This window comes from Thalassotalea sp. HSM 43 (genome assembly GCF_004752005.1).
GTDB lineage: Bacteria > Pseudomonadota > Gammaproteobacteria > Enterobacterales > Alteromonadaceae > Thalassotalea_A.
Genome location: NZ_CP038493.1, coordinates 2097886 through 2123398 on the forward strand (window position 1 = coordinate 2097886; position 25513 = coordinate 2123398).

Below are 25513 nucleotides of genomic sequence, written 5' to 3' on the forward strand. Positions count from 1 at the left end.
TTTCTTGATCTTATTAACGATAACCTCAAATTTTATCGCAAAAAAAAGGCTTACCTAAGACAGTAAGCCAATTATTGTGAACATTTATATTGGCTTGCTTAAACCAGTTCTGCTTTAACCAGTTGCGCATATCGGCCCGAATGAAAGACCAATGGATCTTTGTCTTCGTCAACATCAAAGTCTAATACTCTACCGACAATAATGATGTGATCACCACCGTCGTATTGATGTTCAACTTCACATTGAAAACGAGCGCAGTACTCGGTTAAAAGTGGTACGTCAGCAATACCTGTTTCAATGCTGGCGGCAGCAAATTTGTCGGCGCCTTGGCGTGCAAATAAGTTGGATAATTCTTGCTGGTCATCAGCCAATACATGGACGGCAAAGTTTTTGCTGTCGGTAAAAGCGGGCAACGAACGTGCACTCTTGTCGATGCTCCATAATATCAGCGGCGGGTTAAGCGATACTGAATTGAAGCTGCTGATGGTCATGCCAATTTGTTCATCACCGTGTTTGCTAGTGATGATGGTCACGCCGGTTGGAAACTTACCCAAGGCGTTGCGGAATAACTTAGGATCTATGCCGGGTTCAGTCATGGCTGCTCCTTAGCGGTTAGCTATTTTCCTGAATGTAACGGGCGCCAAGTACGTTGTCGCCTTGTTGCCATTGCAATACACCAAATGTTGTGTATTTTTCCTTATTGGACTTATAGAACTGCCATACACTGCATAGAGTATAGTTCTCATCTATAAGGGTGTCGCGACTCTTCAATTTGAACGCTTCACCATAAAAATGCTGGGTACTCCATAAGTAACGACCATAAGCACGGGCGTTACCAAACACATCCGGACCTTCGAACGTGTGCACGCTGTCTACTCGAGAACGTTTGTAGCTAAATGTGCGCTCGATTGCACCGGTCATGGTGACCGTCACATTAGCTTCGCGTAACGAGGTCGGGGTATAGTCGATAACCACATCGGTGGTGCCGACTTGATTTTGTTGATCGTCATAAACTTCCAACGACCCTGTCCATTGACCGGCATGTTTCACCGGCAAGATAAACGGCTTTTTCGCGTTTTTCTTCTCTTGCTCTAAGAAGTCTTCAACAAATTTCTGAGTGTCCGGGTTAGTGTCGTGATCTTGGGTCACCACATACAAACCATTAAAAACCGCGACCAAGGTATCCGCTTCAAATAATTGTGATGAATACACTTGCAGGCCATGCTCTGGCAAGATCAGGTTAACGGTGCGTAAATCTGTGTTCCAACCTGGAGAGTAATAGTTTGAATCCACCAACAAGCCGTAAGGTCGACCAGAGCCCATAAAGTCAGGGCCACAATAAACACGGTCTTGATCGCTGTCGACAACGCCAAATTCAAATCGAGCACCAGCGGTATCAAAACGATTGCGCAGCGGGCCAACGTTTTGAAAGTCGGTTTCCATCCAATAGGTTGTGCGATCGCCTTCAAATACTGAAGCGCGATTTACTTTGTTAAAGCCAGTGTGACTGCCGTCAACATCAAATACTGATGGGAGACCGTGCCATTCACCGGTAATGGCTTGTTGAAATTTACTTGGTTTATTATCTGCCATGAAAGTAACTCTTTTTAAAACCGATTTTTATCATTTGTATTATGTTTATATCATTTGCTCGCGAAGTGATAAATGCGAAAAAGCAAAAGGCCACCAATTTGCTGGCCTCTGTATCTGATATTAACTAAGTAATGCTGGGCATTGTGTTTCCAGTTCTGCACGCTGACTGACTTGATCGCCGGTTAAGGCAAAACCGAGTAGCTGACCTTGAGCATCGACAAAGTGTGACTGCACACCTGTGTTGCTATTGATTTTGTCATGCCATTGACCATCGGCACCGGCTTGCGGTGGGTTGACCACCACAGGAAATAGCGTGGTTTTAATCGCCACCGGCATGGCAGGATAGTGCACTTTAGTTGGTGTGCCAGTTAATGTCGCCGCTAAGGCTTTAACTTGTGCCATCAGCGGTGCAATGTAAAACAACACATGGCCTTCAACTTCTGCACAGTCGCCTACGGCGTATATATCCGCAACTGACGTTTGCATATGGCGGTCGGTTTTGATGCCACGATTGACCTCTAAACCGGTTGTTGTTGCTAGGCCTAAATTTGGACGCACACCGATGGCGCTTAAGACAATATCTGCGGCTATGCTATTGCCATTGCTCAGCGTGGCGAGCACACCATTGTCTTGTTTGCTGATGGTTTCAACGACGGTGTCAAAATGGAATGCTGCGCCTGCGTCGGTCATGGCGTTAACCAGCGATTGTGACGCCTGCTCGGGTAACAAGTTAGCCAACGCGGTTGGCATAGCATCGACAACGTTTACCTCAAAGCCACTTTGCAGCAAATCATTGGCATACTCACAGCCTATTAATCCGGCGCCAATAATAAGCACCTTGCGTTTCGATTTGGCTAAGGTACGAAAACGATTGTAATCGAGTAAGTCATTTACCGAATACACATGGCTTAAGCCGTTACCGCTAACAGGTGCCTGAATGCAGCGCGCGCCTGTGGCAAACACCAGCTTGCCATAGTTATAGGCTTTGTCATCGTCACAGGTGATGGTTTTATTGTCACTGTCGATGGCACTGATGCGAGTATAAATATGAACATCTAAGTCGTATTGCTCGGCCATTTGCTCGGCACTGTGACTGGCTAAATCAGCGGCGGTTTTATTTTTGGCAAAACCAGTTGATAACATAGGCTTTGAATAAAATGCCCCGTCGTCGGCAGTAAAAACACTGATTGGCACTTGCTTGTCTGATTTGCGAATCTCTTTCGCTAAGTTATAACCAGCCAAACCTGAGCCAATAATAACCACCGGCTGACGACTGCTATCTACGCGCACAGGTGCACTTGGTTTTTCTGCTTTATATTCAGCCGGTTCTGAACTTTGCACCTTTGTTGCAACCTGTACTCGTTTGACTTCAACCATCTCAAAGTCAGCTTTGCCAACACCACATTCTGGACATAACCAATCGCTTGGTATGTCTTGCCATTTAGTTCCTGGGGCAATGCCGTCTTCAGGCCAGCCTTTAGATTCGTCATAAATCCAGGCACACACTTGGCATTCCCAGATACTGTATTCTTTGCTTTCATTGGCATCGGCAGGTGGCGCTACCCTTGGTTCTGTTTCAACGGTTGATTGGCTGATAGCCACCATATCGAAATCATCTTTGCCAACGCCACACTCTGGGCATAACCAATCATTGGGAATGTCTTCCCAACGTGTGCCTGGTGCGATACCATCTTCTGGCCAACCTTTGGCTTCATCGTAAATCCAGGCGCATACCTGACATTCCCATACTTTATACTGCGTCATGAAAATATCCTTTTATCTTTAAATGATTGTGAAGTTACAAATGTTATATTGATATAACATAATACTTAATGCTATGGTTTGACAATAACATATTGCTAAATAGTACGAAAGACAAGCGATACAAGAGTTTGAAGGAATTGATATATATCGATTTTTGTAAAAAATTAACTTTTTTTCATAATACATTAATCTTATTCTTTGCTATATCGGTATAACAAATAGAACAAATAAGAAGCGAGCCGGTATGACCGGTGTTCGGGACTAGGAGAATCGGGAAATGATAACTAATTTGTGGTACGTCGCTGAGTGGTCAGAGACAGTTTTGGATAAACCTGTAAAGGCCAAGGTACTAGGGCAAAATCTGGTACTATTCAGAGACTTAGAAGGCAAAGTCAAATGTCTTGCCGATGTGTGCTTGCACCGTGGTGGTTCGTTATCCGGCGGTTGGGTTAACAAGAAACGTGATTGTGTCGTTTGTCCTTATCATGGCTGGGAATACAACGGTAAAGGTAAGTGTGAGAAGATTCCATCAGAGGGTGATGACTTCAAAGTACCGCCTCGCTTTAAGGTCGATGCCTATCCTGTTGAAGAAAAATACGGCATGATTTGGGTGTTTATGGGCGATTTAGAAGAAGAGAAGCGCTACCCAATCCCACCACTTCCTGAGTACGACAATCCTGAATGGCGCGGTCTTAAAACCGAATTTACTTGGAAAGCCGAAGCATCTCGCGTTGTTGAAAATGGCATTGATATCGCTCATGCGTCATTTGTACATCCGGTGTTTGGTTATCCATCAACCGCTGAAGATAACTACATTGATCAAGTGGAGAAACACGAATGGTGGGCTCGTTCTACTAACGTGATGTTCCCACCGCAATTAAAAGGTGGCTTTTTAGGCTGGCGCAATTTTATTCGTAAAGACAAACAAGAAACCCGTGTTCACCCCGAGTGGCACTTACCGGGCATGATAGTGCGTATTAAAATTGATTTACGGGAAGGTTGGCACATTGTTATGTTCGATGCCAACACCCCGGTTGACGAACATACTACTCGCACATTTGCTTGGCAGTTTAGAACCTTCTTTAAGCAAAAGATGTTCGATAAAGGGTCAATGAAACGTTTGAAGACCATCTTGGATGAAGATGCGACTATCGTTGAAGATTCTAACCCGTATTACTTACCTGAAACCTTAGCTAATGAAGTATCGGTTAAGTCGGACAAGTTTATGAGTACCTTCAGAATGGCTCGACGTAAGCTTATTGAAGAGAAAGGTTGGCAAATCGATATGGATGAACGCGATAAGCACAAAGGCAAAAAAGTGCTCACCATCGCCTCACCAGTGCGACGCGAGGCCGAGCAAGAAGGGCAAGGCTGGGTATTTGAAAAAATGCCAACGGTGGCGCCGATAAAAGGTGAGGGGGCGAAAAACGAATTTGAAAAAGACGTTGAACAGCTGACCACCGATTCCGCAAACTCCAAAGACAGTTTTGTGGTGTAATCAAACCATAAAAAAACACCGATTTATCGGTGTTTTTTTCACCCCAATCAGTATGAGTCGATATGAACAACATTTATAACGCCAAGCGCGCTTGGCTTATCGCGTTTTCGGTGTTTGCCTGTTTTTGGCTACTGGCATGGCTCACTGGTGTTATCGATGTGCTACTGCGCCAAGCAATAGCATCGCCTCAACAGTTAGCCGACCCGGTCTGGTGGCTGACAGCGTTATTAATAACCGGCTTTGTTCTGTTTGCCTATGGCAAGCTTTGGTCAGGCAAAACCTTGTGCTTTCAACGCCAACGTCAACCATTGTCGCAAATCTTGTTTGGCTTAATTTGGGGCGTATCGTTTAGCTTGTACTTTCTGACCTTATGGCACTTTGCGCAATGGTTATTAACACTGGTTTTTATCGATAGCAGTATCTGGGCGGTGTGGTGTCTAGCGTATCTGTTCATCAGCCTTTGGCAAGCGTTATTTATGGATATGTTTTGGGATCTCTATGTCTCGCCTGAGCATGATACGGCAGCATCTAAGCAACAAAAGGTGATGTTAACTCATATTCCTAATCTCACCATGTCTCTGATATTCTTAGCGGTTTATCAAAACTATTGGTTATTTATTGGATGGCAAACAACAGCCTTGGTGATTTGCAGCGTGGCGATGCGTATGCCATCGCCGTGGAGTGAGGTGCAAACGCTGGCAGCGAGAGCCAAACCGTCTATTTTGTTTGGCTTACCGCGTGCTGCAGGCTATCAGTCTGAATAGCCTAACAATGCTGTTAATGATTCACATTGAATAGCTAAAACCTTACTCTGTTAAGTGCTGCCAGATATTGGCTTTGAAAGGCTGTTCATGCACAGGACCATCCACACCTCGCGGGTCGAGAGCGTGACGTTGCTCGCAACTTGGTGATAAACGCTGGCCATGCGCGGTTAACGTGCGGGTGGCTTGTCCATCACGATATAACACGGTATGGCGCACACGCTGACCTGTTCCGGTAAGAATGATAAAGTCAGGTTCCATATAGACATCGGTGGCTGCATTCAGTTGTCGCGCATTAAAAGTAATAATGCCAGGCCCACCGCTCATGCCAATGTTTTCATAGGCACCTTCGCCCAATGAGTCAAACACCAACACACCCTCTATTAACTTGGCGGTAAAGGTTTTTGCCGCCATTGGTCGACCGCGAAAATGCACGTTGGTAAGGGTTAAATGCTCACCATCAAAGTCAATGTAAACCAGATTATCAAATGGCGAAGAGCCCGGTGTGCCGCTGCCGGCGTGCGTATCGTCATCCAGTGGTGAGCCGTCAAGCTCAAAGCACTCGATAGAGTCATGCCAGATACCACGCATCTGCATGAGTGTGTGGCCGACGCTTCCTGGAACAAATTTAATTTCAGACATCTTGATTCAATTACCAGTAATGTTATTCTGTTTGTATTAAAGATATAACAATATACATAAAGGCGGTCGGACTCAACCTAAACAATTGAGATTTGTCGATTAACGCGTTGCACACAAGTAAGGGGATGTAATGAAATCAGTAGTAGTGACCGGCAGTACCCGTGGCATAGGTCGAGGCCTTGCAGAAAATTTTCTTAAAAGAGACTGTAAGGTTGTGATCAGTGGTCGTAATCAGGCGCAAGTTGATGAGGTTGTCGCTGACTTGGCACAAAGCTATGGTGGTGACAAGGTGACCGGTTTGGCCTGTGATGTCACCAATGCCGAGCAATTACAAGCTCTGTGGCAACATGGCAAATCACAATTTGGTCAAGTCGATGTATGGATCAATAATGCCGGTATGAGCATTCAACGTAAGCCTTTGGCAGAGCAATCAGCACAGGAGTTAACGGCTATTGTTAATACCAATTTGGCTGGCGTGGTGCTAGCAAGTTCCGTCGCTTTAAAAGGTATGCAAGCACAAGGATCAGGTCAACTGTGGAATATGGAAGGTTTTGGCTCAAATGATGCAACACAGCCGGGTATGGCAGCTTATGGTGCGACCAAACGTGCGGTTACCTACCTAAATAAATCGCTGCAAAAAGAAGTGAAAGGCAGCAATATTCAAGTTAATACCTTAAGTCCAGGCATCGTCGTTACGGATTTACTGATAGGCGACTACGATACCAGCTCTCAAGCGTGGCAAAAGGCCAAGAAAATCTTCAATATCCTTGGTGACAAAGTCGAAACAGTAACTCCTTGGTTGGTCGATGGCGTATTAAAAGCCAACAAAACTGGCAGCAAAGTGGCTTGGTTGACCGGTGGCAAAGCCTTTAAACGCTTTCTAACCGCAGGTTTTAACAAGCGCGATCTATTTGCTGATATCGAAGGTGCATAAAGAGCAGGTTACGGTGTTAGCATTGGTGTCTAGCAGTAGGCAATAATCTTATGTTGATAAAAAAACTCGAGCCTAAGCTCGAGTTTTTTTATCGGTGACGTAACGCTATTAACGATTAGGCGCCGGCATCAGCGGGTGTGGTTAGCGCTTCTTTATGGTCATTGAGTTGTTTGCTTACTTTACCTCTAACCATTAAGCCCCAAATGAATACTGCGAGTGCACATAAGCCAATAAACACGAATGGACCGGATTGATCCCAGTGGTCAAATAGGTAACCACCAATAACACTCGATACTAAAATACCAATCGCACCACTGAGGTTAAAGATACCAATTACCGCACCGCGATTTTTCTCGGTGGTTTGCTGGGCGATCAAGACACCCGAGGTAATGATACCGCCAATTTCACTGAGACCGATAATAACCACGACAACGATCATCGCACCACCAAATGGATCGGTGATGAAATAAGTCGAGGTATATCCCACAAAAGAGATAAACAGGGCGATGAGTAGCGCAGTCACTCGGTTTATTTTGTCCGTTAAGATGCCAAAAAATGGTGCGCCTAATAACGCACAACCTTGTGCTAACGCGACAATCATACCTGCTTTTTTCAAAGCTTCAGAAGCGTTCATGCCTGCTTCCGCTGTACCATAGTTTGATAACCATAAGGTCATAAAAGCACCAACAATGGTTAAGTTAGCACGTGACACAAACGAGGCGGCATAAGCTAGGGCAATCCCTTGATTTTTGGCCGCACGAATACCCTGCATTGCTTTGGCAAAGGTGCTGTCAGTATGAGCCATTTCATTTTTAACGTGTGACTTCAAGCCGATCCAGCTGACGATAGCAATAATAAACGACAACGCCGCGGTGATATTGTAGGTGGTAATGCCCGCATCAACCGGTGACATACCATCAGCTTGGAACATATCTGGCAAACGTAAAATAACGAAAAGCGCGGTCACCGCACCAAGGCCATTACACATACCTTGCAGACCTGCTGCTTTACCGCGACTTTCGTCTTTGGCGTAATCAGCCACTAGGGTGACAATCATACACGTCGCACCGGCAATACCGACGCCATAGATACAACGATACAAGACTAGCTGACCCACTGAGTCAGCGTGCGGATATAGGTACAAGGCGATAGCGATTAGCGTAAAGCCGATCGACATAATTAATTTACGACCGATCTTATCCGACAAGGCGCCCCATAATCCGACGGTGGCAATGATCGCTATTTCACCCCAAAAATTTAACGTACCGGTTACCGCGCCGTGTTCCGATCTATCAATGTTCATGATCTCGGTATACAAGTACGGTTGAAAGGCGTTAATAAAGGTGCCTAGCAAAATGGTGGCAACACAGGTGACATAAAACGTCGTCATGTTCCAACCGCTTACTCCTTCATGGGTGGTAATGCCCAAGTATTTCTTTGCTTTTGTTGTCATGATACGTCCTTAACTGTTTGCGCTTGCGGCGAGTGATTCGGTTGGGCTGTTTTCGCTTGCCTGCCATAACAGATAGCCAGCCAGGGCAAGAGCCCCTTGTGTTGCTGCATTAACCATTTCTTCAATCCACTGCATGGCTTCACTTTGATCACCCGTTTGTGCCAATCCTGACATAACAAAAATGCCAACAATATTGAGCAAGAATAACAGGGCGGCAAATGCGCTGCCGGTTTTCATACTGTGACGGATGGCGTGGAAACTAAATACACAGTTAGCCAAGGTCAGTGGCAGCAATAACACTAAAAACCACAGGCGTTTTTCTGGAAATGCAAACGCCAGATACACGGAAATTATGGCAAATAGCATAATGATACTGGCTGGGCAGCGCCAGGCGGTTTGTTTGACGGGGTTGTTGGCGAATTGGCGGCGAAATGCCCATAAGCAAAACGTTAATAAAATAAAACCCGGTGTCATTAACACAAACAGGGCATTATTTAACAAGGCGATATCGACACCACTGGTGGCGATGATCAGTTTCCAGCTTGCTTTAGATAAGCCTGAAGCAACGATCAAACACGCTGAAATAGCGGTCAATTTACTGTATTTAAATGAGTCGCTAGCAATGGTTTTAACCACGAAATATAAGCCGGTAGCCGACAATATAACGGGAATGTAGTCAAACAAAGCCAGGGAAACGCTGTACTTATACATAATTACTCCAACGCGATTTAGATTATTATTTTTATCAGCTTACGTAGTTACCATAACACTCGGATCAGCAAATGTTATGAACATATGTCATTTTGTCAGGCATTTGCCATTGACTAAAAGATATAATGTTAATACTTTAAGTCAATAGAGTTTATTTTTACACCCCCAATTACACGAATTGGTCGGGGTTTAAACATTAATAGCATCAAACCATAATAAATAAGCTATTGATTTTTATATGAGGTTTCCATGATTAGAGTTGCTGCTGCACAATACGCCGTTACAAACGATGTCGCTGCAAATCTTGCCAATAGTGTTCGTATGATCCATGAAGCAGGCAAGTGTTCACCGGATTTAATCGTTTTGCCTGAGTTTGCAAACCACAATTCTTGGTACGACAATCAAGATCATTGCTATCAGGTATCTGTCGATATTGATGGTGAGTTTAGCCAAGCAATTGCTCAAGCTGCAAAACAGGTTGGCGCTTATGTTGTCATTAATTGCACCGTACGCAGACAGGGTAACCGTGCAACCGGTACGAGTTTGTTATTTACCCCTGATGGCGAGTTAGTGGCAGAGAATAACAAGCAGGTTCTAATCGGCCACGAAAATGACTTTCTCGATATCGCCGAGCAACAAGGCCCTATAGTGGATACCGATATTGGTCGTCTGGCGATGTACTCTTGTATGGATGGCGTAATTAATGAAACGCCACGCTGTTTAGCACTGCGAGGTGCACAAATCCTTTGTAATTCTCTCAATTCATTTGCCATCGATGAAGGCACGCTGCACATTCCGGTGCGCGCTGCAGAAAATAAAGTATTCGTTGTCGCCGCAAACAAAGTCGGTCCGCTAATTCCTGAAGAAATGCTAGAGCCGGTCTCACAAGGCATTAATATCCCGGTAGAGTTTTTGTCTGGCGCCGGAGATTCACAAATTGTCGCCCCAGATGGCACCGTTTTAGCACTCGCGGGTAAAGGCGAAGAGGTTATTTGGGCAGACATCGAGCCAAGCCAGGCGGATGATAAAAGTCGCCCAGATGGCAGCGATATTTTTGCCAATCGTCGCAACGAGCTTTACGCAATATTAGGCAATGACCCACAAACGCAGACGTTACCAGAGTTTGGCGGCGCCATTGATGTTGATGCTGCTATCGTTGCCAGCGACTCAATCGCTGAAGTGATTCAGCAAACCCAGCAACTAATCAACAACGGTAATAAATTGATTGCCTTGCCTGAACTGTTTTGGTGTGAGAGTGGTAGCCAGCCTGATATGTTGGCCCAAGAAAGTGAGCAGTTGCTGCTTGCTTTGCAACAGATATGTCCTGCGGATGTTTATATTGGTTTAAGTATTGTCGCAAAACACGGCAATGGTTATCAGCACCAAGGGGTGATCGTCAGTCAACAAGGTGTGGTGCACCGCCAAGGGCAAGTGCATGCCAGCAAGCGCCACGATTGGTCGATACCTGCGGATGAATTTAAGGTTTTTCATAGCCCATACGGTAGCCTTGCGGTGATCGTAGAGGACGATGCAATATACCCAGAAACCTTCCGTTTGGTTGCGATGCAAGGCGTGCAATTGGTGTTTGCGTCATTGCAGCAACAAGAGGCATGGCAAGGTGTGACCGGCATCATTGAACGCGCATCGGAAAATCGCGTCAATGTATTAGCAGCAAGCACGGCCTGTGAAGACAGTTTGATTTGCTCATTGCAAAAAGATTTTACCATCATGACACCGTGGCAAGAGCGTCAATTTGACGGTTTACTTAGCCAATGTCAGGTGGTTCGTGGAAACCAGTCGCCAATTTGTGCGCAAGTTCATCCACAGGCGGCAGCAAACAAAGTGGTATCTCATCGTACGCATTTAATCGACAACCGCCCATGGCGGTTAATGTCCGCAATGCTCGATTAATATCGAATGATGAATCGCGACAACCAAGACAAGAATTTTTAGGAACAATTATGACATTATCATTACCTGCACAATTATCGAACGATACCGTAGACAAGATAGTTAGCCATTTTGGCATGAGTGAAGTTCATGGTGCCGATGGTGGCCCTTATATGACCTTAACGTCGCATGCGCCTATGGCTCAAGGTGAGGTTGGCCATGTACGAGTGTTTACCGGTGGTGGCTTAGAAAAGCTGGTTACCTGTTCTATCGTTGTACCGCAAATCATGCTCGATTCGCATATGCTATATGGTTTTTCCGCTAAAGATAACGCCATTCCGCACTTCACTTTAGATTCGGTTAAAGCCGGCGATCACTTTGCCTTTCACTTGGATTTAACGCCACGCTTAGATTTAGGCGCCAATATTGATTATATGAACCAAGTGTTTTTGCCATTAACGGCAACATTTGATGAAGCGGAAGCCATGGAAGGTATCACCAAGGCACACATTTCACCACGTCAACGCGCCATTATGTCACCTTGGATGTTAGTGCATCGCGCGGATGAAAAGGGCTTTTCGCAATTGACGCCGTTTTTAGACAGCTACCTCAATCATTGGTACAGCCTGCATGAGTCAGGTGTTGAAGTGACTCAATCTGTGGCTGAATTACAACAACGAGATATGGCCAATAGAGCCGCCATCTTTGATCCTGCAATTGACCCTGTGTGGGACCGTATTGAAGGTTTAATTGGTGGTGATGCGGTAAGCAAATTACGCGGTTTGTTGAAGGGTGCTGATGCCTAAGGGCAGCAGACAACTGGATAAATAAGGAATTTAGCATGAAGTATACAGGCGAATATTTTGTCGAAGACATGACCGCGGCTGAACGTGATCGAGCGGCTAAAGTTGAGTCGGTTTTAACGGCTATCAAAGCGGCCTCGGCGGATGTCGACCGTGACGGTCAATTTTGCACTGACCATATTAAAACATTATCTGAAGCTGGGTTGTTAGGGCTAATCATTCCTAAACAATACGGTGGTCTTGGTGGTGGATTACGCGATTTGGCAGCGGCAACGTTTGCCATCGGCAGCGTTTGTCCATCAACGGCATTGACCTATTTCTTCCACTGCTCATCGGCATCTCGCGGTTTATTGGCTTTAGAGGCCATTGATAACGGTTTATTTAACGATGATGAAGCACCGGTGGTCAAAGCCTTTGCCGAAAAAGTACTGCATACCATGGGCCGTGATGGTAAATGGTTAGCGAATTTCGCGAGTGAGTCGGTGAAGTCAGAAAAAGCCGCGATTACCATTTCCACAAAAGCGACTAAGGTTGATGGCGGTTACCGATTAAATGGCGTGAAGTCATTTGGTTGTGCGACGGGCGTAGCCGACCGTTACTTAGTGACGGTTGGCATTGATGGTGTTGATGATGCCAGTGGCTTATCGACCTTCTTTGTTGATCGTGATGCCAAAGGTGTTAGTGAACGGCAGAAATGGGATGCCATCGGCATGCGCGGTACGGCGACCCATGGCCTTATTTTAGAGGACGTTTTTGTTGCCGATGACGACGCATTAACAGTGCCATCGGCGTTTGTGCGCTGTATGCAAATGAGTCGTGGCAGTTTTGTTGGTAATCAACTTGCTGGCATCGCCGTCTATTTAGGGCAGGCTTTTGCGATATACAACACCACGTTGGCGACATTGACCAAAGCCAAGTTTGGCGATAGCGACAAATGCATTGCCTCGTCTCCTATGCATCAACAGTTGATTGGCGAAATGATGTGCGATCTAGAAACGGCGGTGCTGTGGTTGCGACGTCAATTGCAATTAGAAAGCGCAGAGCAAGAAATCCTGCCAAAAGCCGAAGTCGTCAAACGCTGGCGGTTATGTAAGGGCCAGGTCTCAGAATACGGATTTAAGGTAGCGGTAAATGCCCTTAAATGTACTGGTACAACAGGTACCGGCTTCTCTAATCCAAGTGCGCGCGGTCTGCGTGATATGGCGATGGCCTTGGTACAAGCATTTCCAGCAGAACGTGGTCGTTTAATGGCGGCACAAATGGAAGTGGACGGTGCCGAGCAGAATCAGTTTGGCGTCAATAAAGGTTAAAAAGCCTGATGTATGGTTTCTAAATGAGTATATCGGTTGTAAAAAGGAATGCTGTTTTGAGTTTTCAATTACCTAAACAACAACATTACATTGCTGATCATTGGGTTGATGCCAGTGACACCTTAGCGTTTGACCTGCATCACGCCAGTACTGGAGAATACTTAGCTAAGCAATATGCTGCCACAGACAGGCAAGTTGAACAGGCAATGGCGGTTGCCAGTGATAATTTCAAACAAGGTCTTTGGTCGCAATTAAGTTACCAACAGCGTGCTGACTATTTGCAAGCTATCGCCGATAACATGACGGCAAAAACCACTGCCATAGCGCAGGCCGACGCGATACAAACGGGTGTGGTTTTGGCGCTTACCGAACAGTTTGCCAAAGTCTGCTCGTTAGCGTTCAGCCATGCCGCTTTGATGTTGCGAACGCTAGACAGTGAACAATATGTTAGTGGCGCGTCAGGGGATATTTTAGTTGAACGATTACCGCTTGGTGTTGCGGCGATTATTGCGCCATGGAATGCGCCATCAGGCATCGCTTGTCATAAATTGGCTAGTGCGCTGGCTGCCGGCTGCCCGGTTATATTCAAGCCGTCAGAGTGGGCTGCGGCCTCGGCACAATTTATCGCCGAGGCAATCGCACAAGCCAAGCTACCTGATGGTACGTTTCAAATGCTATTAGGTGGCAGTCATGTCGGTGGCAAAGTCGTAACCGATACACGTACCGCCGCTGTCTCGTTCACCGGAGGCGCGCAAGGCGGTGCTGGTGTTGGTCGAGTGTGCGGCGAGCAAATCAAGCCTGCACAACTTGAGCTTGGTGGTAATAACGCGTTAGTGGTGTTGGCTAGTGCTGATCTTGATATCGCCGCCGACAATATAGTCACCGGCTTAACCACAATGAATGCACAATGGTGTCGTGCCCTTGGTCGCTTAGTCGTCGATAACCGAGTAAAAGCGTCATTGTTAGCGAAAGTACAACAACGCTTTGCCAACATCAAAATGGGTAATGCCTTAGATAGTGAAACGCAAATGGGGCCATTGGTGCACAAAGGTCATTTGCAACACGTGAGCCAGCGCGTTGCCGATTACCAAGCATTAGGTGGCACCTTAATTCAAGCTACCCAATTGCCAGTATTAGCTGGTTGGTATTATCCGCCGACGCTGATAGATGGTTTACGCGGTGAGCAAACCCTAGAAGAGATTTTTGGTCCCGTGGCAACGGTACATGGGTTTGACTCAGACGCTGAAGCCATTGAGTTGGCCAATCAAACCGACTATGGCCTGGCGGCCTATGTGTTTGGCGAGCAACAGCAAGCCTGGGCGGTGGCGCGTAAATTGGTTGCCGGAGTCGTTAAAATCAATAAGGTGAGCTTATTTTCACTGCACCCAGATTTACCCCGTGCTGCATGGGGCAAATCTGGGGTTGGTGATGAAGGCACTAAAGAAACATTTGAGTTCTTTCGTGGTACTCGAGTGATTGGAGTGGCGTAATGCAAACTGAATTATTTATTAGCGGTAACGACATTGCCCCGGATAACGGCGAATATTTTGAGGTGCTTAACCCGGCGACAGAGCAGGTGTTTGCAAAAGTCGCTCGCGCCAGTGCCAGTGATGTCGAAAAAGCCGTAGCAGAGGCAAAACAAGGTTATCAAATATGGTCATCTCTAGCACCTAAAGAGCGTGAGGCTGCGCTGTTACGAGCCGCCGACATTGTCGCCGAACAGGGCATGCAACGCTTACTTGATATTGTCATCGATGAGAGTGGCAGTGCAATCAGTAAAGCCCGTAATGAAATTCTGTATACCGTTGATTTACTGCGCACCGCCGCAGGCGAAGCGCGTCGCTTGTATGGCGACACCTTTCCTAACGATAATCCTGAGCGAATATCCATGGTCATGCGCCACCCATTGGGCGTTGTGGCTGTGGTCTCACCTTATAACGCGCCATTGGCGTTATTAACTAAAATGGCGGCGTTTCCACTGGCCGCTGGCAATGCTGTGGTGATCAAACCTTCAGAAGAAACGCCGGTGATTGCCATAGAGTTTGCAAAAATACTGCTCGAAGCGGGCATTCCCCGACAAGCGGTGCATGTCGTTACTGGGTTTGGTGCAGAATGCGGTGCGCCGTTGGTAGAGCATCAAGATGTAAATTGTATTGCCTTAACCGGTTCGACGGGCACCGGACAGCACATCGGTGCGGTGGCGATGAAGCGCATGGTTAAAGCGCAGTTAGAGCTTGGCGGCAAAAGTGCCGCATTAGTGCTTGCTGATGTTGATCCCGTTAAGGCTGCCAATATTGTTGCCCAGGGTATTTTTACCCATGCTGGACAAATTTGCATGGCCAATTCTCGGGTCGTAGTACATCAAGATATTTACCAGCCGTTTATTGATGCATTAAAGCACGCCGCGGAGCAACTTAAGGTTGGTGATTTACGTGACGAGAGCACGGTTTACGGGCCATTGATTAACCGCAAAGCGGTAGAAAAAATTCAACAGCACGTAGATGAGGCGTTAAGCCAAGGCGCAAGTTTATTGACCGGTGGCTATATTATTGACGGCTTAGTCTATGCGCCAACGGTATTACTTGATACCGCCAGCACCTCATCGGCATGGTGTGATGAGTCATTTGGGCCATTGACCAATGTGGTTAAGGCCGACAGTTTGCAACACGCGATTGCCCTTGCCAACGATTCTCAATTTGGATTATCCGCCTGCGTGTTAACGAAAAATATAAGCTGGGCGATGCAAGCGGTGCGCGGTATTGACGCAGGTTCAGTGCACGTTGGTATGCACTCATTTCAAAGTAACGCTTTGGCGCCAATTGGTGGCAGTAAATTAAGCGGTGTTGGCCGCAGTGGTGGCGCGTATTCAACGCAAGAATTTACCGATGTGAAATGGGTCAGCATTGAAGTAAACGAGACGTTATAGATGATTCGCCGTGGTTTTGCTGACAGTGCCTTAGGTCAAATTCACTATCGTATATGTGGCTCATTAGATAACCGCAAACCACGCTTGCTGATGCTGCATCAAGCGCCGAGTAGCGGTGCGATGTATGAAGCGATTATGCCGCATTTAAGCGAAAATTTTACCGTTATCGCGCCAGATTTTCCGGGCTTTGGTGACAGTGCTTCGATGGCGTTAGAGCAGCATAGTATTGGCAATTACGCAGATGCTGTTATGGCGGTCATTAACAGTCTATCGGTCGATGAGTTTTATCTTTTTGGCCATCATACTGGCGCTACCGTGGCCACTGAAATAGCGGCTACACAGCAGTGCAGAGTTAAAAAACTGATATTGAGTGGGCCGACGGTATTGCCCGATGCCATGCGCAACAAATTACCTGACCTTGTGGCCTTGCCGAAAGTCGACAGCGAAGGTGACTTTGCCAAACAAATATGGCAGAAAATTCGCGCTAAAGCCGACGGTTTAGATATCAACATTAGCCAGCGTGAATACCGCTTAGCACTGGCGTTAGGTGAATGCTATCGGGCAGCGTATCAAGCGGTAGCCGATTATGATTGTGCTAATAAAACCAAGTTAATCACCTGCCCAAGCCTAGTGTTTGCCGGAAAGCATGATGTGTTAAGGCCGTATTTAGCTGAGGCGTTGGCGTTACTGGCGCAAGGACAACGTATCGATATCGGCGATACCAACACCTATGTTTGTGAAACCCACCCTGACAAGGTGGCAAATATTATCAAAAAATTTATTGGACACTAGAGCATGGATTTACATAAAAACAGCTTAGGTTTAGGCGACAGACCCGCGTTGATATTGGTCGATATGATTAACGGCTTTACCGACCCTGAATGCCCCTTGGGCAGTCATTGCCCGGATGTTGTCGCCGCGAATCAACAGTTATTAGCGGCATTTCGAGCCGCAAATCTGCCGGTGTTTTTTACCACCGTGGTTTTTCACAATGAATCTCAAGCTCGGGTGTTTCGTGACAAGATAAACGATCTTGATTTGCTCACTCCAGAGTCAAAATGGGTACAGGTCGACCAGCGTTTGACGCCGACTGCTGACGAAGCCGTCATTGAAAAACGTTGGGCCAGTGGCTTTTTTCAAACCGATTTAGCGCAACAGTTATTGGCCGTGGCTGCGGACTCAATTGTGGTGACCGGATTAACCACCAGTGGCTGTGTTCGCGCAACCGTGGTTGATGGTTTGCAACACAATTATAAGGTGACAGTGGCACGTGAAGCGGTCGGTGATCGTAATTCAGACGCACACCAGGCCAATCTTTTTGATATGAACGCCAAATATGCTGATGTGGTTAGTGTTGAACACATCATCAATAAAATTAGTAATTAGATTAATATATTAGATAAACAGGAGCAGTAGTATGGCTCAAGCAAATAGTTCCATTCAGCCAGTCATTATTGCCGGCGCAGGCCCGGCAGGTTCGGTATTGGCGTTAGCCTTGGCGAAAAAAAACATTCCGGTGATCATGTTAGAAAAACATCACAGTTTACCAATAGATTTACGTGCCTCAACCTTTCATCCGCCGTCGTTAGAAATGCTGGATGAGTTAGGTGTTGCGCAAGAGATGATTGATATGGGGTTGATCGTAGACCGCTATCAATATCGAGACCGTAAAACCAATGAAGTCGCTGAATTTGACATGAGTCTTATTAGCGATGAAACCAAGTTCCCATTTCGCTTGCAGCTTGAGCAATACGAATTGACGCATATTATTGGTCGTCATTTGCAGCAATATGCCCATGTTGAGGTGCTATTTGAGCACGAAGTCGTCGACTTTGAGCAAGATGACGATGGCGTCACTGCCATTGTTAACACACCGACTGGGGAGGTGACTGTACATGGTAGTTTCTTACTCGGCTGTGATGGTGCATCCAGTAATGTGCGTAAAGCCGCAAAGATTAATTATGGTGGCTTTACTTATGATGAAAAGTTTCTTGTTGCCAGTACCAGTTTTCCGTTTGAAGAGGTGTTCGACAACCTATCTTATGTAAATTATGTCTCTGACCCCGACGAATGGTGCGTTATTTTGCGTACCGAGAAAATTTGGCGGGTATTGTGGCCAACCGATCCACAAGAGACCGATACCGATAAATATCTGACGGATGAATATATCCAACAGCGTTTGCATCACTTATACGACAAAGAAGGCGATTTCGACATTGGTCATCGCACTTTGTACAACGTCCATCAGCGGGTTGCAGAAACCTATTATCGTGGCCGAGTGGTGCTGGTAGGTGATGCTTGCCATATAAATAATCCATTAGGCGGCATGGGCATGAACGGTGGTTTACATGACGCCTTTAATTTGGCGAGCAAGTTAATAGATATCATTGAAAATAACAGTGATCATCTACAGCATTTCGCCCATTATGACCGCCAACGCAAAGATTTAGCGGTTGAGTTTGTGCAAAACCATACCATCGCCAATAAGAAAATGATGGAGTCAACTGACCCAGATGAGCAGGCGAAAAGGCAAAAGATGTTTATGGAAACCGCAGCCGATCCAGATAAAGCCAAAGCCTTTATTATGGAACGAGCAATGATAAATTGTGTGCGAGAGTCCTTACTGGTCGAGTAAACATCACCGTATTTCGTCACTGTAAATGTAACAAATTACGCCGGGCTTATAACCTGGCGTTTTGTCGTATCTATTTGATATTCCTTTCTTATTCTTTATCTAATGTGTCGTTCGATTTTTAACCCATTAAAAGTGACAAATGTCACTTTTTTTATGTCGTTTCTCTTCCCTTTGCAACATTGACTTAACATTATAACAATTATGTACAGAATTTATTGCAATCTAGTTAATTTCTGGGTAATTTGGAATTGCATCAGCGTACAAAAACAACAATAGCTGAGCGATTTAACAACAATAAAATTCAGGCATCATAAGAATGTTTGTTAGCGCATGCGAAAGGTAGACAGTCGTCGCAAGCAGGCAAAATATAACAACGATAAGAGCCGTTTCTGGGGTTGAATATGAACAAGAAAACTAAGTTGTCTTTGTTGATTTCTTCGATACTTCTGGCGCAAGGAAGTTATGCAGCAGATGCTGAAACTGATGCGACAGTAGATGAAGCTGATATTGAGCGTATTACTGTAACAACGCGTCAGCTTGAAGAAACCATTGAAAAGATTCCACTATCCATCTCGGTATTAAATGCTGAAGAAATTAGCAAAAAAGGCATTTCCAATACTGAAGATGTATCGAAGTATATTTCTAGTGTTAGTTTTGACATTGGTGCCGCACCAAACGATACCCGTCCTGCAATTCGCGGTTTGACAACCGAACGTGGTCGTCCAAATGTTGCAATCTTGGTCGATGGAATTGACGTTTCCTCCGAGTCGATGACACTAGCTGGTGGTGGTATGACCGCCAACATGCGCTTACTTGATTTACAACAGGTTGAAGTCGTTAAAGGACCACAATCGGTGAACTACGGTCGTAGTGCATTCGCTGGTGCCATTAACTATGTAACCAAAAAACCATCATTTGAGTTTGGTACCAAAATTGATGTCAACTGGGATGAGAACGAAACCTATGAAGGGTCGATTCGCATTGAAGGTGGTTTGACAGAAAACTTTGCTGCATCACTTAAAGTATCAAGCTGGACCACCGACGGTTACTATGAAAACCCGAATACCGGCGGCGAGCTTGGCGACGGTGAATCTGCCGGCGCTGCGCTTGGCTTGTATTATGTCGGTAACGATTGGTCAGCGTATTTTCGTGGTGAATACTCAGATGAAGAATACGGTCCACGTGCCGTTGGTGTAAAACACACGCTTCTTCCAGGTGGCTTCCAAGACCTAGCGACTAATTTTATGGGAACGGGTGTTTTGGCTGAAGGTGCCGAAATGTTGCCATATATTCCAGGAACCGATTGTTCTATGGCGATGCCATACTGGGATAGCTTTGCTGGTTTCTTAAGCCAAATGGGTATTCCTGAAGGCATGTACGCCGCATGTCGTCCATTTTACGTTGGTAAAGTTGAAGGTAACGAGAGTGATATTGATCAATCACCTGATCCTCGAACCGGTAAAGACTTTGCGGGTACCGATGTCGAAAATACCCGTGCATCTTTGATTGTTGATTGGGACATCAGTGATGACATCACTTTTATCTCAAGCACAGGTTTTACCAATAACGACACCTCTGTTGTCGAAGATTTCGATTTAACGAACTTCTCACTCATTTCAGATCCTGTTGGTATGCCACCGTTTTCGCCACCGTTTACTCAATACGGTATGCAGGCAGATTCTTGGACTGAATATGAAGTTGATCAGCTAAGTCAGGAATTCAAACTGATTGGTGGTGATGACTCCCTATCTTGGGTAGTGTCAGCACTTTATTGGGATGAGTCGATGGACACCGCGTTCAACTCACAATGGTGGATGCGAGAAGGTGTTCATGTGCCAACGCTATTGGCTATGTTCCAACAAAATCCATTTACCTCATTCATTACCGCTGCTAATACAGGGCCACATGACGATCCGCGTACCACGCCTATGACTCGTGACACTGAGCATTGGTCGGTAGCCGCGTTGATTAAGTATGCTATTACAGAAGATATTCATCTTACTGTTGAAGGTCGTTATATTGATGAGACCATTGATTACACTGGTCAATCGGACGATCGTGGTTTCTTAACGGCGCACGAAATTGATTTTTCAATGATTTACGATCCAACTATACCGCCGTTTGGTGCCATGGTTGAAAATCCAAACTACAACCATAAAAACAGTGTAAGCGATGATGAATTTGTTCCGCGCTTTTCACTTGATTGGCAAGTAAATGACACCGTATTTACCTACGCATCAGCAGCCAAAGGCTTCAAGCCTGGTGGTATCTCTACCACAGATGGTAATGGTGATGTCTCAACAGGTGAATACAAGCCAGAAACAATGTGGGCTTACGAGATTGGTACTAAAGCATTTTCTGTAGAGAATAATGCCATGGTATCACTTGCCGCGTTCTACTGGGATTACACCGATCAGCAGGTACCATTTACCATTACCGATCCGATGACGGGTATGGCAGGTAACTCAATATTGAATGCTGGTGAAACATCGGTAACAGGTGTTGAGCTAGAGTCTACTTGGATCATCAATGACAACTGGACATGGTCACTTGGTTACCTATATTCAGATGCTAAATACGATGATTTCAATGTCGCAGAAGTAATCGCGGCCAGTGATACTGGCGCCCGCTTATCGACTGTCGATATGGCATTGGCTGGCAACATCGAAGGTGATTATTCTGACAATCGCCTACCACTATCTGCTGAACATTCAGCAACCACCAGTATTAAATACAATACTGAAATTGGTGAGTTGAACCTGTTTGGTGAAGTGTTTGGTCAATATCGTTCTAAGCGTTATGTTGATGCGGGTAACCACGCGTACCTGCCTGAATATGATGAGTGGGATGTTAACATTGGCCTGGAAGGCGATAACTGGTCAGTGATCGCTTATGTTGAAAATGTCTTTGATGATGACAAGATCAAATCGGCACTGAGAAACGTTAACTACGGTTTCTTCCCGGATGGTCAAAGCGTTCCTTCAATGATTTCATTCAACCTTCCGCAACCTAGAACTGCTGGTGTTCGCGCTAGTATTAGTTTTTAATAGGTTGACTATAACGAACTGTAAGGGATAACCGTTAGGCTATCCCTTTTCTTTCCAACCCATTTAAGTATTAGGGAGTGAGTATGTCGACAGAGGCTATCTCAAATCCAGCGACTTCTAAAAGTAGCATTCGCGCTAACACGGTTTTTATGGCGCTGCTGGTATATTTTTTCGTTACCTTGCAAAAACCGATTTCTCATATGTATGTTGTCTCGATGATTTACGCGATTCCAAATTCTGAAACCTGGAAGTATGGCATGACCTTCGCGATTGGCTGCATAGGTATTGCATTAATTTTCTGGGGACTTCGCAAAGACGAAGTAAAAGGCTCGTTAATGGGCTTTCTCGGTGCCATGTTAGTATGGGACTCGTGGGTAGAAATGGGGCTGGATTTCTTTGAACACGCCAACTCTATTCCTATGGTTAAAGATGCCGAAGGCACACCTGTCTTGCTCGGCTCACATAATATTTTAGAGATATCATCGATATTTTTAGTGTTTATGCTGATGATGACGATGTTCCAAAAAGACATGCGATGTCGCATGTTAATGTGGATACGCAAGCAATGTGGCATGCGCGAAGGGCTAGGTAAGCCGACACCTGGGTTAAAGCCGCAAACCTCACGGATTGCTGCCACCGAATATGTCTTTGTTAACTGGTTTATGTATGTATTGATGATCGGAATTTTAGACCCGCGCATCGCTGGTACATATCATCCAGCAACCTATGCTTTATCGGCGGCGATTTTTATTTGGTCGGTGTATTTGTTGTATAAGCAAAGTAAGCAAAATGAAGTTGGCCTGATGATTCGTTATGCCATCGGTGCCGCTGGTGTCGCTTGGTATAACTGGGAAATCACCACATACTGGGGCTGGTACAAAGAATTTTGGATTGACCCGAACCAAATGGGTAAGTGGGCAATTGTCTTGGCGTTGTTTATCGGTATTTTTATTTTCCTTTGGAAAACACCGGTTAACCCAGACACCGGTAAATCGGCAAAATTGCAGTAACTAATTCAATGAACATCAAGGGTTGGAATTCCAACCCTTTTTTGTACCTATAAGGTCTTATCGATATCCACGAGATCCCGCTTCAAGTGCGGGATGACGGCAAGCAGGTTGCAAAGGCGGTAAATATAAGTGCTATATGTCATTGCTGATAGGCGATGCTCAATACACAATAAAAAGTAAAAAAGGGGATACCATGAAACTCGCAACCGCTTATGTGATGCATGCATTAATTTATGTACTGATTGGTGTGGCATTTGGTCTGTATATGGCCGCCAACCAAAACCACAGTCAGCATGTTACCCACGCACACTTATTGATGCTGGGTTTTGTAATGTCATTCTTTTACGCCTGTATCCACAAATTGTGGCTCGATGGCAGCAGCTCAAAGTTGGCTGTCAGTCAGTTTGTTTTGCATCAACTCGGCACAATTTTGATGGTTGTTGGTATGGGCAGTATGTACGGCATGTTAATGCACCCAGCTATCGCAGGTATCACTATGGGCGTAGCGGCACTGTTAATCATGGCATCCATTGTGATGATGATCATCATGCTGAAAAAGCAGCCACAGCTTGCGATAACCGCCGCGAATTAAGGAAATACAATGGATAATTATCAAATTGCTCGTCGCGCCCAAATTGGCGTCATCATTCCGTCTACCAATACCGGCGTTGAGTATGATTTACAAAAATTTTGTCTTGATGGTGTTACGTGGCATCCATCACGCTTTTATATTGAATTAAGAAATTGGGCGGATGAAGTCAGCAAAACCGGTGAAAATGAAAATCAGGTATTTGAACGCTTTTTAGAAATTATGCGTGGAGAAATACCGAGTTCGATTCGCAATGTACTCAGTGCCCAAGTCAATCATATTATGCTGGGTATGTCGGCAGAAACGTTTTGGGGTGGCCTTGAGGGCAACATCGAATTTGAAAATGAAATTAAAGATCAGATTGGTGATCTAGGCTTGACCACAGGTGCTGGTGCAACCAAAGATGCCCTAGAGCTATTTGGTGCCAAGAAGATCTCTGTTATCACCCCGTATCCAGAAGTTGGCGATGAAAATGTGATTCGGTTTTTCTCCGATATCGGATTTGAGGTTCATAAAGTCAAAGGCTTAAATCGTCCGTCGGCAACCGCCATTGCCGAAACTAAAATCCAAGACGTGGTTAATGCCATTCATGAAGTTGATCACGATAGTGTCGATGCCATTGTGCAATGCGGCACCAATTTGTCGACCGTTGATTTATTTCCGACCTACGAGCATATCTTAGGTAAGCCGTTATTGCCGATAAATGTAGCAACGGTTTGGCATGCACTTCGTGCCTGTGGTGTGAATGATAAAATAACCGGTAAAGGCCGTCTTTTGGAAGAGTTTTAACGGGCTATCAGCAAACTATCGGATCGATATCAAAAGTACTAATTATTTCAGTATATTAGGCTGCTAATTGATTGGTATTTTTTCGCCAAAAGGTTAATCTGGATAGTGTGTAAAAGCGTATACCCAATTAACCTTTTTATGGAATGAAACAGTATGCCACGCACTATCAATGTATTAATTATTTTATCCGCGCTGATCATGGCCTTTATTTGGCTTATGGGACCGTATAGTGCGCACATTGATTTTATTCCCGACCAAGGCCCAACTTGGTATTTCTGGAAACTACCTGATGCTGATTTTATAACTCGCTTATCTGCTTGGGGTAGTTTTGTTGCTCATCAAGTGTTTTTCTGGTGGTTGATTTGGGATGGCAAGTGTAAAAAACAACGTGGTGAAATTCAATATTCTAACGGTCTACAACGCCACAACTACATAGCCTTATTTGGTAACTTGTTTTTCATCATTTGGCACGTTGTACAAACCAAACTATTTTACGATGGATTGGCGCAAGATACCCATGTGTTCTCAGGTCAGTTCGCGGTGATTATTCTACTGTCTTTAGTCTTGGTATTAGAGAATCAACGCCGAGGCTTAATTTTTGGCAAATCGATAGGCTGGATTAATCACGTTAGGTATCTGGTTAAAGAATATCATGGCTACTATTTTTCTTGGGCTATCGTTTACACCTTTTGGTTCCACCCTATAGAGATTAACGCCGGTCATATGTTGGGCACCTTTTATGCCATTATGATTATGGTGCAGGGCTGTTTAATTTATACCCGATATCATCAAAACCGCAATTGGACTGTATTGCTGGAAACCTTTGTCTTGATCCACGGTGCTATCGTCGCTTGGTTGTCGGTGTACCATAATATTTGGCCGATGTTTGCCTTTGGTTTTGCTACCATGTTTATGGTGACCGGAATTTACGGACTAGGCTTACAACGTTCAACCATTCGCTTGCTAACGCTATTGTATATTGCCATCGTTATTTTCTTTTATCGACACGACTTAACCGCGATACAAGAAGTTGTGCGCATACCGTTTATTCTCATTTTGGTTGCCATCGTACTCGCTGCAATGATCTATCCATTTGCCCGCAAACCGACAAAGCCTGCGCCTGAAGCCAAACAAAAAACGTCCGCGTAAGTGAGCCAA

22 protein-coding genes and 2 pseudogenes are annotated in these 25513 nt (G+C 45.3%); 16 read left to right on the forward strand and 8 right to left on the reverse strand.

Features of this window, described 5'->3' with window-relative positions:
* Positions 1 to 98: 98 nt before the first annotated feature.
* From E2K93_RS08940 to E2K93_RS17785, 5 genes and pseudogenes are all read right to left on the reverse strand, one after another.
* Entirely contained in the window at positions 99 to 596 is a 498-nt protein-coding gene (locus E2K93_RS08940; RefSeq protein ID WP_135438767.1) for a flavin reductase family protein, read from the reverse strand.
* Positions 597 to 612: 16 nt separating this feature from the next.
* Complete coding sequence (locus E2K93_RS08945) at positions 613 to 1593, reverse strand: hypothetical protein (protein WP_135438768.1); 981 nt, start codon at positions 1591 to 1593, stop codon at positions 613 to 615.
* A 120-nt stretch (positions 1594 to 1713) separates the two neighbouring features.
* Positions 1714 to 2970: an FAD-dependent oxidoreductase gene (locus E2K93_RS08950; RefSeq protein WP_228445589.1), complete on the reverse strand. Its 1257-nt coding sequence runs from the start codon at positions 2968 to 2970 to the stop codon at positions 1714 to 1716.
* Positions 2959 to 3114: pseudogene (locus tag E2K93_RS17780) on the reverse strand (rubredoxin); the annotation flags it as partial. The gene E2K93_RS08950 and the pseudogene E2K93_RS17780, both read right to left, overlap by 12 nt.
* Before the next feature lie 69 nt (positions 3115 to 3183).
* Positions 3184 to 3357 (reverse strand): annotated as a pseudogene (locus E2K93_RS17785) (rubredoxin); the annotation flags it as partial.
* A gap of 277 nt (positions 3358 to 3634) precedes the next feature.
* On the opposite strand from E2K93_RS17785, the gene E2K93_RS08955 reads away from it, so the two are divergent.
* Together E2K93_RS08955 and E2K93_RS08960 are read left to right on the forward strand one after the other, a co-directional pair.
* A complete protein-coding gene (locus E2K93_RS08955; protein WP_135438770.1) occupies positions 3635 to 4855 on the forward strand; it encodes an aromatic ring-hydroxylating oxygenase subunit alpha in 1221 nt (406 codons plus the stop codon).
* A 62-nt stretch (positions 4856 to 4917) separates the two neighbouring features.
* Positions 4918 to 5619: a hypothetical protein gene (locus E2K93_RS08960; RefSeq protein ID WP_135438771.1), complete on the forward strand. Its 702-nt coding sequence runs from the start codon at positions 4918 to 4920 to the stop codon at positions 5617 to 5619.
* 42 nt (positions 5620 to 5661) lie between these two features.
* Here E2K93_RS08960 and E2K93_RS08965 read toward each other — a convergent pair whose 3' ends face one another.
* The gene (locus E2K93_RS08965) at positions 5662 to 6258 is read right to left on the reverse strand and encodes a hypothetical protein (protein ID WP_135438772.1); all 597 of its coding nucleotides are present in this window, start codon (positions 6256 to 6258) and stop codon (positions 5662 to 5664) included.
* Positions 6259 to 6388: 130 nt separating this feature from the next.
* On the opposite strand from E2K93_RS08965, the gene E2K93_RS08970 reads away from it, so the two are divergent.
* Positions 6389 to 7192 (forward strand): SDR family NAD(P)-dependent oxidoreductase, encoded by an 804-nt coding sequence (locus E2K93_RS08970; protein WP_135438773.1) that lies wholly within the window; start codon positions 6389 to 6391, stop codon positions 7190 to 7192.
* Positions 7193 to 7307: 115 nt separating this feature from the next.
* On the opposite strand, the gene E2K93_RS08975 is transcribed toward E2K93_RS08970, so the two are convergent.
* Positions 7308 to 8645, reverse strand: a complete 1338-nt coding sequence (locus tag E2K93_RS08975) for an MFS transporter (protein ID WP_135438774.1) — start codon at positions 8643 to 8645, stop codon at positions 7308 to 7310.
* 9 nt (positions 8646 to 8654) lie between these two features.
* The gene (locus E2K93_RS08980) at positions 8655 to 9356 is read right to left on the reverse strand and encodes a hypothetical protein (RefSeq protein ID WP_135438775.1); all 702 of its coding nucleotides are present in this window, start codon (positions 9354 to 9356) and stop codon (positions 8655 to 8657) included.
* A gap of 249 nt (positions 9357 to 9605) precedes the next feature.
* Here E2K93_RS08980 and E2K93_RS08985 point away from each other — a divergent pair, with 249 nt between their 5' ends.
* The 13 genes from E2K93_RS08985 to E2K93_RS09045 all read left to right on the forward strand — a co-directional run bounded on the left by E2K93_RS08985 (position 9606) and on the right by E2K93_RS09045 (position 25504).
* Positions 9606 to 11267: a carbon-nitrogen hydrolase family protein gene (locus tag E2K93_RS08985; RefSeq protein WP_135438776.1), complete on the forward strand. Its 1662-nt coding sequence runs from the start codon at positions 9606 to 9608 to the stop codon at positions 11265 to 11267.
* A gap of 50 nt (positions 11268 to 11317) precedes the next feature.
* On the forward strand, positions 11318 to 12052 hold the full coding sequence (locus E2K93_RS08990; RefSeq protein WP_228445238.1) for a hypothetical protein: 735 nt from the start codon (positions 11318 to 11320) through the stop codon (positions 12050 to 12052).
* 35 nt (positions 12053 to 12087) lie between these two features.
* Positions 12088 to 13359 carry an acyl-CoA dehydrogenase family protein gene (locus E2K93_RS08995; RefSeq protein WP_135438777.1) on the forward strand — a complete coding sequence of 424 codons (1272 nt, stop codon included), beginning with the start codon at positions 12088 to 12090 and terminating at the stop codon, positions 13357 to 13359.
* A 56-nt stretch (positions 13360 to 13415) separates the two neighbouring features.
* Positions 13416 to 14849, forward strand: a complete 1434-nt coding sequence (locus tag E2K93_RS09000; RefSeq protein WP_189637734.1) for an aldehyde dehydrogenase family protein — start codon at positions 13416 to 13418, stop codon at positions 14847 to 14849.
* A complete protein-coding gene (locus E2K93_RS09005; protein ID WP_135438779.1) occupies positions 14849 to 16285 on the forward strand; it encodes an aldehyde dehydrogenase family protein in 1437 nt (478 codons plus the stop codon). Before E2K93_RS09000 ends, E2K93_RS09005 begins: the two co-directional genes overlap by 1 nt.
* Complete coding sequence (locus E2K93_RS09010; protein ID WP_135438780.1) at positions 16286 to 17077, forward strand: alpha/beta fold hydrolase; 792 nt, start codon at positions 16286 to 16288, stop codon at positions 17075 to 17077.
* A 3-nt stretch (positions 17078 to 17080) separates the two neighbouring features.
* Positions 17081 to 17671 carry an isochorismatase family protein gene (locus E2K93_RS09015; protein ID WP_135438781.1) on the forward strand — a complete coding sequence of 197 codons (591 nt, stop codon included), beginning with the start codon at positions 17081 to 17083 and terminating at the stop codon, positions 17669 to 17671.
* 31 nt (positions 17672 to 17702) lie between these two features.
* A complete protein-coding gene (locus E2K93_RS09020; protein ID WP_135438782.1) occupies positions 17703 to 18920 on the forward strand; it encodes an FAD-dependent oxidoreductase in 1218 nt (405 codons plus the stop codon).
* Positions 18921 to 19321: 401 nt separating this feature from the next.
* Positions 19322 to 21967, forward strand: coding sequence for a TonB-dependent receptor (locus E2K93_RS09025; protein ID WP_135438783.1), 2646 nt, complete (start codon positions 19322 to 19324; stop codon positions 21965 to 21967).
* A gap of 83 nt (positions 21968 to 22050) precedes the next feature.
* The gene (locus tag E2K93_RS09030; RefSeq protein ID WP_135438784.1) at positions 22051 to 22977 is read left to right on the forward strand and encodes a hypothetical protein; all 927 of its coding nucleotides are present in this window, start codon (positions 22051 to 22053) and stop codon (positions 22975 to 22977) included.
* 193 nt (positions 22978 to 23170) lie between these two features.
* Positions 23171 to 23569 carry a TonB-dependent receptor gene (locus E2K93_RS09035; protein WP_135438785.1) on the forward strand — a complete coding sequence of 133 codons (399 nt, stop codon included), beginning with the start codon at positions 23171 to 23173 and terminating at the stop codon, positions 23567 to 23569.
* Positions 23570 to 23578: 9 nt separating this feature from the next.
* Positions 23579 to 24355 carry an Asp/Glu racemase gene (locus E2K93_RS09040; protein ID WP_135438786.1) on the forward strand — a complete coding sequence of 259 codons (777 nt, stop codon included), beginning with the start codon at positions 23579 to 23581 and terminating at the stop codon, positions 24353 to 24355.
* A 153-nt stretch (positions 24356 to 24508) separates the two neighbouring features.
* Entirely contained in the window at positions 24509 to 25504 is a 996-nt protein-coding gene (locus tag E2K93_RS09045) for a hypothetical protein (RefSeq protein WP_189637735.1), read from the forward strand.
* Positions 25505 to 25513: the final 9 nt, after the last annotated feature.

Bases quoted from the DNA above. Each gene is read 5' to 3' on its own strand.
- E2K93_RS08940 (WP_135438767.1), bottom strand. From the start codon at position 596: ATGACTGAACCCGGCATAGATCCTAAGTTATTCCGCAACGCCTTGGGT.
- E2K93_RS08945 (WP_135438768.1), bottom strand. From the start codon at position 1,593: ATGGCAGATAATAAACCAAGTAAATTTCAACAAGCCATTACCGGTGAA.
- E2K93_RS08950 (WP_228445589.1), bottom strand. From the start codon at position 2,970: ATGGTTGAAGTCAAACGAGTACAGGTTGCAACAAAGGTGCAAAGTTCA.
- E2K93_RS08955 (WP_135438770.1), top strand. From the start codon at position 3,635: ATGATAACTAATTTGTGGTACGTCGCTGAGTGGTCAGAGACAGTTTTG.
- E2K93_RS08960 (WP_135438771.1), top strand. From the start codon at position 4,918: ATGAACAACATTTATAACGCCAAGCGCGCTTGGCTTATCGCGTTTTCG.
- E2K93_RS08965 (WP_135438772.1), bottom strand. From the start codon at position 6,258: ATGTCTGAAATTAAATTTGTTCCAGGAAGCGTCGGCCACACACTCATG.
- E2K93_RS08970 (WP_135438773.1), top strand. From the start codon at position 6,389: ATGAAATCAGTAGTAGTGACCGGCAGTACCCGTGGCATAGGTCGAGGC.
- E2K93_RS08975 (WP_135438774.1), bottom strand. From the start codon at position 8,645: ATGACAACAAAAGCAAAGAAATACTTGGGCATTACCACCCATGAAGGA.
- E2K93_RS08980 (WP_135438775.1), bottom strand. From the start codon at position 9,356: ATGTATAAGTACAGCGTTTCCCTGGCTTTGTTTGACTACATTCCCGTT.
- E2K93_RS08985 (WP_135438776.1), top strand. From the start codon at position 9,606: ATGATTAGAGTTGCTGCTGCACAATACGCCGTTACAAACGATGTCGCT.
- E2K93_RS08990 (WP_228445238.1), top strand. From the start codon at position 11,318: ATGACATTATCATTACCTGCACAATTATCGAACGATACCGTAGACAAG.
- E2K93_RS08995 (WP_135438777.1), top strand. From the start codon at position 12,088: ATGAAGTATACAGGCGAATATTTTGTCGAAGACATGACCGCGGCTGAA.
- E2K93_RS09005 (WP_135438779.1), top strand. From the start codon at position 14,849: ATGCAAACTGAATTATTTATTAGCGGTAACGACATTGCCCCGGATAAC.
- E2K93_RS09010 (WP_135438780.1), top strand. From the start codon at position 16,286: ATGATTCGCCGTGGTTTTGCTGACAGTGCCTTAGGTCAAATTCACTAT.
- E2K93_RS09015 (WP_135438781.1), top strand. From the start codon at position 17,081: ATGGATTTACATAAAAACAGCTTAGGTTTAGGCGACAGACCCGCGTTG.
- E2K93_RS09020 (WP_135438782.1), top strand. From the start codon at position 17,703: ATGGCTCAAGCAAATAGTTCCATTCAGCCAGTCATTATTGCCGGCGCA.
- E2K93_RS09025 (WP_135438783.1), top strand. From the start codon at position 19,322: ATGAACAAGAAAACTAAGTTGTCTTTGTTGATTTCTTCGATACTTCTG.
- E2K93_RS09030 (WP_135438784.1), top strand. From the start codon at position 22,051: ATGTCGACAGAGGCTATCTCAAATCCAGCGACTTCTAAAAGTAGCATT.
- E2K93_RS09035 (WP_135438785.1), top strand. From the start codon at position 23,171: ATGAAACTCGCAACCGCTTATGTGATGCATGCATTAATTTATGTACTG.
- E2K93_RS09040 (WP_135438786.1), top strand. From the start codon at position 23,579: ATGGATAATTATCAAATTGCTCGTCGCGCCCAAATTGGCGTCATCATT.
- E2K93_RS09045 (WP_189637735.1), top strand. From the start codon at position 24,509: ATGCCACGCACTATCAATGTATTAATTATTTTATCCGCGCTGATCATG.